Origin of the sequence: Longimonas halophila (genome assembly GCF_002554705.1) — a bacterium.
Classification (GTDB): Bacteria; Bacteroidota; Rhodothermia; order Rhodothermales; family Salinibacteraceae; genus Longimonas; species Longimonas halophila.
The window spans coordinates 1-8016 of record NZ_PDEP01000025.1 but is presented as its reverse complement, the minus strand read 5'-3'; the positions used below and the strand labels follow the sequence as shown (position 1 = coordinate 8016).

Here is an 8016-nt window from a genome sequence, read left to right as displayed (position 1 = left end):
TCATGAACCCGTGAACCGGCGTTTGCAGCCTGTGAACCGGGTTCATGAACCGAGTTCACGGGGTTCACGGGGTCGTTTCGTGTTCATGGGTGTACCCAATAGCGCCGCACCATCTCTTTGTAAGGTCGCTCGATGTGCCCCAAATCGGGGCGCTCGAAAAGCCCCCGAATCGACCGAACCGCGTAGTCCACGCTTGACCGAAAAAACGGCGCGCCGCAGCGTGCGCACACGCCGCATGGCACCCCGGTAAGGGTAAGGCGTGTGCCGTCGGCCACCTCGGCCGTAACTGTGATCTCCGATGGCACTACGTGCAGCTTCGCGCTGCATCCGCAGCCGTCAACCCGTGTTGGGCGGCCTTCCTCTGGTTGCTCTTGCATGGCTTTGCTGCTCTTGGATCGGTCTGCTAAAAGGGCGCGCGGTCGGTGGCTCCGTCGCCCTGGTGGGCGGGTTCGTCGCGCTCGGAAAGGTTGGACCAACGGCCTGTTTGCTGGTCGAAGCGGACGCGGGCGGTCCCAACGGGACCGTTGCGCTGCTTGCTCACGTCGATCTCGGCCACGCCGTCCGTAGGGCGGCCCTGCTCGTCGGCGTCGATGCCGTAGCGCTCGGCGCGGTAGATGAATGCCACAACATCCGCGTCCTGCTCGATGGCTCCACTGGCGCGAAGATCGGAAAGGCGCGGATGCTTGTCCTCGCGCTGCTCAACGGCGCGGTTTAGCTGCGAAAGCAGGATGAGCGGCACGCCTAAATCACGCGCCACGCCCTTCATCTCGCGGCTCATGTAGGACACTTCTTGTTCACGCGTGCCTTTTTTCACTCCCGGCGTCATGAGTTGGAGGTAATCGGCCACCAGCATCCCAATTTCGTGCTGTGCGGCCCACTCGTGGGCACGGGCGCGGACCTGCATCGGCGTGATGCCGCTCCGGTCGTCCACGTAGAGCGGGAGATCATGGACCGATGCGGCTGCGTCGCGCACGTCGTCCCAATCGGCGTCCGAAAGGCGGCCACGGCGCGCCCGCTGCCCGTTTACGCCGGCTTCGGTCGTAATCATGCGCTGATAGAGCGAGCGAGACGGCATTTCCACGCTGAACATTCCGACACCGACGCCTGTGCGGGCGGCATGATGGGCCAGATGAAGCGCAAGGCTTGTTTTTCCCATGCTCGGCCGTGCAGCGATCACGATGAGATCGCCCGGCTGCCATCCGGCGGTGATCTTGTCGAGGTCGCGTAGCCCGGACGGGATGCCCGTCACGCCGTCCGGTGCGGCGTCCACGGCCTCCAAGTGCTCCAACACGGCTTGCGCACCCTCTGCGGCGCTCGTGCTGCGTCCGGCTTCGCCGCGCTGCGCTTCCAGCAGACCGGACTGCATGGTGTCCAGCACGTCGAACACGTCCGCGCCATCTTGTAGCTCGTGCGCTGCACCTCCGGCGATCTCCCGCACGCGGCGTGCGAGTGCCTTTTCCCGCACCATCAGCGCGTGTGTGGAGAGCGTCGCCGCGTCGGTGGATGCCACGTCCGAAAAACACTCGGAAAGCATCATGCCGTCTGCCCGGCTATCATCCGGTAGGTGCTGCGTCACAATCGGGAGGTCAATGCCTTTCCCCGCTCGATACAGCTCCATGATGACGCGCCATGCGTCGCGGTGCGCGCCCCGGTAGAAGTCGTCTGCGCTCTGAATATGGTCGAGGATGTGCGTGAAAACGGTCCGCTCGCCGGAAAGCGCCGCGCCGATCACGTACCGCTCGGACTGGATCGCAAAAAGATCACTCATTGGACTGTGGAGTCAGTGGAGAGAGAGGAGAGAACCGAATGCGCGGTTGCCGTCACTGGACGCCAATCGCCATCGCCGATGTGGTCGAAGTGCTCGGTAAGGCTGGCTTTTCCGTTGATCTCGTTGCGGATGTGATGATGCACCTTCACGGCGGTCTTGTGCGGCACGGCCTGCGGTGCGCCGTCGCCGCGTCCGTGCACGTCGGTCACTGTGCCCCCGGTGGCGCGCTCGGCGGCCTTCGCGGTGTCTTCCCGGTATTTGTCAAGCAGCACGCTCATGTTGAGCTGGCGATCTTTGTCAACACCCAGGAAGTCTTTTTCTACGACACGGGCGAACCGCTGCACGTCGTCGATCCGGCCACGCTCTGCCCACCTGTTCAGGATGCGAATTCGCTTGTTTGTTAGCTCGGCACCGGATGCCGTGAAAGCATCTGCGAGAGGCTTTGCATCTGCGGTCAACGAGGGGGATTCAGAAGGGGATTTTTCGGCGGGGCCTCCCCTCTTGGTCTTGGTTCTTGTTCTATGGTTATTGTTTGGGTGCACGTCGTGCACTCCCCCCCGTGCATGTCGTGCACCCCCCCCGTGCATGTCGTGCACCCCCCCCGATTCGTCGGATTCCGGCGTTGTGGGTGCATCCAGTATGGTAAAGATGCTGGTGTCTCCGGTCCGCTCCTTAATTTGGAGTACACCAGCTGCTTCCAGATCGTGAAGTGTGCTCTTCACCTTCCGGGGGCTACAGCCCGCGATCTCGGCCAGGCGCTTTGCTCCCGGCCATGCCTCGCGGCCTCGGCCTGTGGTGTGCATGGCGATGGCTGCATACACGGCAATTCCATAGGGGCCAATCTCCGCGCCGATGTGTTCGAGAGTGACATTGTCGATCCAGAGGAAACCGGCGCTCCGGCCGTCGGATAGGCTGCTCATAGGTCTGTCTGGCTTGGTGAGTGAGAAAAGCCGGGGGCACCCGGTGTGTGTGGGCACCCCACGAATCGCATCCGGGCTATGAATCCTCGTTTAGCTCCCGCTCGATGCGGGCCACGCTGTCGAGGGCGCTAAGGAGGTCGTATTGGGTGCTCTCAATGAGGTCGGCGTGTGCGCTCTCCGTCGCTTTGAGGTAATCGACGTAGAGATTGAGCGCATCCTCGGCGCGATTTACCTTCGAGCGTGCCGATTTCAGTTCTTCGATGAGGTCAGGCGTTGCCATGATTTCGTTGGGGTCTGTTCGTAAAGGGGGGTGGTTTTGAAACCAGCGGCGCGGACGCCGCTTTTTCACGTAAATGCTGTTTTTGCAGGCTCTTTGACCGTTCCAAAAAGCGTTTAGAAACTTTCGCGATGTGAAAGAATACTCACATCAACGAAAGCCTGTGCAGTAAAACATCACACTTGCGAGCCGAAGTAGCGACGGCCTTTATGGTCGAGCCGATGCTTTGACTGCTCGTAAGAACGCAAACAGCCAAAAAGCCAATGGGCAAGTAGCCCGGTAAGCTCGAAGGCTCTTTCCCAACCCCAGGGTAGGGATCGGCTTCGCCCTCCGGCGTTGTCGTTCTTTCTGCTCCGTGATGTCTGCCTGTGTCCCCGATTGTCAGTCGGGTTTCGGGCTTGCTCTGCGTCAACAGAGCCTACAAACTACAAAGTTGTTTTTGCACCCCATCGGGAAAGCCCGGTGGGGTGTTTTTTATGCCGCGTAGCCTATCTTGAGCCGCCAAAAATGCGAAGCAGGACAGCCAAAATCCCGGCTTGGGTTGCAGATCGTAGCAGCTTCCGCGTCCAGTCTACCTCCTTTTCCTTGCTCCCCATTTCGTCCAGCCGCTCACGCCACTGGTACATAGCCGCAAGATGCGTTTGACTGGGACGGGTTGCACCGTTCTCCCAGTCAGAAACCGTCATTTGGGCAACACCCAGGACCTCCCCGAAATCGGTTTGGTTGAGATCGACACGCTTACGCAGCGCGCGGATTTCGGACGGGGACATCGATACGTTGTTGGCTACATCAGGCATAACATTTATTTCGTCTTGGATCTATAGTAACGATATCCGTTAGCATCGTTCCGTGTTTAGCGGCGTTAAGAGGCGGTTTTGGTGATGAGTGCTGCACTCACTCGGGCATCTATGGACGGAGCGCCGCTGAAGGGGGATGCAGGGATTGCCTGTTCTTTGTTTCTTCATTTACAGGGTCGGTGCTCAAGGGGCTGTGCAGCATACAGCCCCTTGGGAAAAGGGTGTGCACGTTGTGCGTCTCCTTGCGGAAGTCCTTGCATGAAAGGCGGTCAGCACTATTGACACCCCTGAAGGGCGTCGGTACTGTCTACTACCCTAACTAAAAATTAGGGTGCTCGACTTCGTAGGGGAGTTACGTGCGTGAACCCCCTTCACAAAGTGAAGCCCCTTCGCCGGATGCTTCACGGCCTCACGCACGTTGTGCACGTTGTGCACTTCACACGTCTTAAACCCCGATAAATGACATTACGGGGAATCCACGCGGGCACGTCTCCGGCTACTTCCTTCGTCACACGCACAATACAGCCGAGCTGCTGCATCCTCCAAAAATAAAGATTTAGACACTCCCGGCGTAGGCGTCGTCAAACGAGATGGTGACGGAGATGCCCGCATGATCGCACATTTTGATGAGCGCATCCACCGAAAACATGCTGATGCGCCCGTTAAGCAGGTGGCTAATTCGGGACTGGTTGACGCCGAAGCGCTCCCCGGCCTCTACCTGCGTAAGATCGTGCTCGGCGATGTAGTCGGACAAACGGTTCATAAACTGGGCGCGCACTTTGAGATTAGCAGCCCGGTCACGGTCATCCAGTGCGTCAAACGCACTTTCGTAGGGACCTGTAAACTCGGATTCGAGGTCGGTAGGAAGCTGTTCAGTGGTGCTCATGGGTCCAGGCTGTTGGTTAGGACTGTGATGGTTAGGGCTGTGACCTCAGTTGCTTGTTGAACGCTTTGGCGAGTTTGTAGCGCTCCTTGATGCGCTCCTCCACGTTTCGAGGGAGACGATTCCCGCTCGGCGATTTCTTTTTGAACGCATCCAGCACGAACACAGCCTCGGAGAGCCGGGCCACGTAGACCACACGGAACGCATCCGTGTTGTGGCTTAGGCGCAGCTCCATTATGCCCCCACCCAACCCATGCAGCGGTTTGAAGCTGATTTCTGGGTTTTTCCCTTGCTGCACACGGTCGAGATTATATCCGGCATCGTCCTGCACGTCGCTTGGGAGGGCATCGTAATCTCTTTTGGCAGCACGGAGAAAGCGAAGCGGCTTGCGCGAACGGGATGGCTCGGAAGAATCACTCATGCAACAGGTATTTAGTTTTGAATATAGTTCACGGCCCTAACCGTCGATTGGTTTCGTTGTGCCCCACGCGACGTGATGCACACAGCCTGCGTATCAAAACCGGTCGGTTTGTAAACGGGCGTTTCGGCGGCGTCTGTGGCGTTTCAAGCCGGGTGTGAAACGCTTTTTTGTCTCACTCGCTGGAATGGCGTTTTTGAAACGGCGTCAATCGCCACGCCACCACCTACGTAGGCGGCCTATTAGGCGAATTAGGCTATTGCTACTCCGTCTTGCAGCTTCCTGCTCCAACGCGGCCAGGCGCTCCCGCTCTTCGCGGCGCTTTTCCTTCTGTCGTCGGCGGTAGGCGCGCTGTCTGCACCTCTCGCTGCAATATCGGGCGTCCGATCGCTGTGCGGTGAACGCTTCGCGGCATTCTGGACAGGTCTTCCGGTGGTTCGGCATGGGATCGGGGCGTATGCGGCCTGTGGTCGTCGCGGCCACAATCTACGGCCGCACAGCCCCCGAATCCAGTGCTTTTAACCGTGACGTCACGGTTATGAGAGGCTCATTTTCTTCCAGAGCAGCCACGCAACCGCGCCTGCTCCACCGATCATCAGAGTCTTCGTTGGCCCCACCAGCGCCGCGTTGGCGTTCGCGTCCGGCACGTCTTCCGGCGGGGGCGGGGGCTGCGCGGATCCGATGCCCCCGATCCGGATTTCTCGGATCTGGTCGATCTCGCTGGCGGGGTCTTTGTCGGCCAGCTCCCGCACCGCGTTCTGCGCGGTCGCGTGAAAGGCCCAATGGGTCGAGCGATCCCAGATCGTCAGGGGGAGACGCTGGGACAGCCTATCCATGACGTTTTCCTTGATCGGATTAGGGATCACGCCAGTGGACGGGGGCTGCTCGATCACCCGCCCGTTTTCGTCAACCTCTGGGTCCGGGTGTTCTTCGTTCCACTCCACCACCACGTAAATCTTGTCGCGTGGCTTCACGCTCCCGTTTTCGACCAGCGTCTTGAGCTGCCCCGGCGTCGCGTTAAAGTCGTAGATCTGTTGATCTTCGTAAGAGATCGGCTCCGACTGCGAAAGCGCTGGGCGTGGTGTCGTGGTCGGTGTCGTCGTGCCTGTAATCTGCATGGAATCTCGTGCGTTGTCTCGAAAAAAAAAGAAGGTTTGGGGGCGCTATTCGCTGTCTTTGCTGGAGTCGCCCACGCGGTTCGCTTGCCACCAGAGCCACGCGGCCCCGGCGGCCATCGACCCACCCAGGAGCAGCGGGAGCGGGAGCGAAGACGCGGCTTCATCGGTCGTCCCATCGTCCGGCGGGCTTTCCGGTGGAGGGTCCGGCTCTGGGGGCGGATCGGGCGCGCCGTAGCCCTTGCGGAGATCGGGAAAGTGCTCCCACAGGGTGCGAAGCGCACTTCGGTAGCTGCTCTTCGTAAGCTCGAGCTGTGCTCCCTCGACCGCACCTACTTTGCATTCCTCCTCGAAGCGGCGGATGCGGGTCACGGCCGGCGACACCGGCAGCGGGCTTTTACCGATGTCCTCAAAAAAAGTAATCAGCTTCTCTCCAAGGTCGACCCATCGTTGCCCACGCGCAGAGACCTTTGAAGGCGTACAGTAGAGTGTCTCTTCATCCAGCGCGCTCAGCTCATCTTCCAGCTGCATCAAGCGCTCGTACGCCTCGTGGTCGGTCATGGAGGCGGAAAATCCGGATTTCGGCGTTCCTGTCGTCGTGATCATCGCACTGCGGGGCTATGGTGAAGAAGGTCGGTGATGAGGGCAATAGCGCGGGCTTTGACCCGCTCCCACCAGCTAAGGCGCTCCGGCTCGTCCTCGATGATTACGGCGAACTCGACGCGTTCTTTGTCGGTCTCGTCAAGGTGCGCCGCACAAGTCAAAATAAACTCTTCGCTGTTGACTGCAAAAAGAATCGGAGTTGCCGGGTCCAAGTCGAATTTATCGGGGGGGCCTCCCTGCATACGCGCGCCGATGCGGCTGAGTCGGTTGGTCATGGCTCTGTGTGGCTGCTGAAAAAGGTTACTCGTTGTCAAAAGCGCCCATTGCGACGCTGGCGACGGTAGCGGCTCCGAGTGCGAGAAAGCCGCCGAATCCGCTGCGCTTTTTCGCGGCTGTGTCCGACTGTGTGTCGCCCGGATCGCCCGTCTCGTGGCTGCTCTCGGCGTCCTGTGGCTGCGTGTCGTCCTCGAAGGCGTCCGACGGCACCCGAAAGCCGTCAAGATCGCCGCGTTCGTTCATCACAGCGAACTCGGAGACAGGGAAGGCGCGCACGTCGCGGCCATCGGCCACGGCGTCGCGTACGTTGGCTTCGGTGGCGTCCAGAATCCCGGCCATCTCGGCCACGCTGTACGTGTGCGCATCGGGATCGCTCTGCGCGTCGCGCTCTTTGGCGCGGGCATTGCGGCGCTGTTCGGCACGCTCTCGGCGCTGGCGGTCGGCTTCCAGCTGCTCCCGGTCGCGCTCGGCCTGCGCGTTCTCCCGGCGCTCCCGTGCCTCACGCGCTACGTCGCGGATGCTCTGCACGCCGTCCTGGTTGTCGGCAGCGGCGGTGTTTTCGCGTGCTTCCGCGTCGTCGTCGGACTGCTCGAAGGCGTCGGCCGGGACGTTGAAGTGTGAGAGCTTTCCCGTGCCGTCGGTGACGGCGTATTCTCCAACGGGGAAGCCTTTCGCCTCTCCCCCCTGTCGGGCTTTCCGGCTTACGTAGCTCTTGGAGCAGTCCAAGCGTTCGGCCATCTCCCCCAGCGTGTACGTTTCGTGGTCAGCTTGCATTGTGTTCATGAGTTCGATTCGTGGTTAATGAACCCGCCTGTGGAAGTGGCGGGGTGGTTCATGAACCCGTGAACCGGCGTTTGCAGCCTGTGAACCGGGTTCATGAACCGAGTTCACGGGGTTCACGGGGTCGTTTCGTGTTCATGGGTGTACCCAATAGCGCCGCACCATCTCTTTGTAAGGTC

General features: G+C 60.3%; 11 protein-coding genes. All 11 read right to left on the bottom strand.

The genetic code is table 11. The features are described 5' to 3' along the window. Positions 1–83 precede the first annotated feature (83 nt). A complete protein-coding gene (locus tag CRI93_RS15255; protein ID WP_141491751.1) occupies positions 84–377 on the bottom strand; it encodes a hypothetical protein in 294 nt (97 codons plus the stop codon). A 26-nt stretch (positions 378–403) separates the two neighbouring features. Further along, positions 404–1768: a replicative DNA helicase gene (gene dnaB, locus CRI93_RS14900; RefSeq protein WP_098063510.1), complete on the bottom strand. Its 1365-nt coding sequence runs from the start codon at positions 1766–1768 to the stop codon at positions 404–406. Continuing rightward, positions 1765–2688, bottom strand: a complete 924-nt coding sequence (locus CRI93_RS14895; protein ID WP_098063508.1) for a helix-turn-helix domain-containing protein — start codon at positions 2686–2688, stop codon at positions 1765–1767. Before CRI93_RS14895 ends, dnaB begins: the two co-directional genes overlap by 4 nt. Before the next feature lie 76 nt (positions 2689–2764). Further along, positions 2765–2968 carry a hypothetical protein gene (locus CRI93_RS14890; protein ID WP_098063506.1) on the bottom strand — a complete coding sequence of 68 codons (204 nt, stop codon included), beginning with the start codon at positions 2966–2968 and terminating at the stop codon, positions 2765–2767. Between the two features lie 485 nt (positions 2969–3453). Further along, positions 3454–3762, bottom strand: a complete 309-nt coding sequence (locus CRI93_RS14885) for a helix-turn-helix domain-containing protein (protein WP_217992561.1) — start codon at positions 3760–3762, stop codon at positions 3454–3456. Between the two features lie 556 nt (positions 3763–4318). Next, positions 4319–4648 carry a helix-turn-helix domain-containing protein gene (locus tag CRI93_RS14880; protein WP_098063502.1) on the bottom strand — a complete coding sequence of 110 codons (330 nt, stop codon included), beginning with the start codon at positions 4646–4648 and terminating at the stop codon, positions 4319–4321. A gap of 31 nt (positions 4649–4679) precedes the next feature. Continuing rightward, the gene (locus tag CRI93_RS14875; RefSeq protein ID WP_098063500.1) at positions 4680–5066 is read right to left on the bottom strand and encodes a type II toxin-antitoxin system RelE/ParE family toxin; all 387 of its coding nucleotides are present in this window, start codon (positions 5064–5066) and stop codon (positions 4680–4682) included. Positions 5067–5599: 533 nt separating this feature from the next. Continuing rightward, positions 5600–6181 carry a hypothetical protein gene (locus CRI93_RS14870; protein WP_098063498.1) on the bottom strand — a complete coding sequence of 194 codons (582 nt, stop codon included), beginning with the start codon at positions 6179–6181 and terminating at the stop codon, positions 5600–5602. Positions 6182–6226: 45 nt separating this feature from the next. Continuing rightward, positions 6227–6784, bottom strand: a complete 558-nt coding sequence (locus CRI93_RS14865; RefSeq protein ID WP_098063496.1) for a hypothetical protein — start codon at positions 6782–6784, stop codon at positions 6227–6229. Then, on the bottom strand, positions 6781–7056 hold the full coding sequence (locus tag CRI93_RS14860; RefSeq protein ID WP_141491750.1) for a hypothetical protein: 276 nt from the start codon (positions 7054–7056) through the stop codon (positions 6781–6783). Before CRI93_RS14860 ends, CRI93_RS14865 begins: the two co-directional genes overlap by 4 nt. A gap of 25 nt (positions 7057–7081) precedes the next feature. Continuing rightward, on the bottom strand, positions 7082–7840 hold the full coding sequence (locus CRI93_RS14855) for a hypothetical protein (protein WP_098063492.1): 759 nt from the start codon (positions 7838–7840) through the stop codon (positions 7082–7084). Positions 7841–8016: the final 176 nt, after the last annotated feature.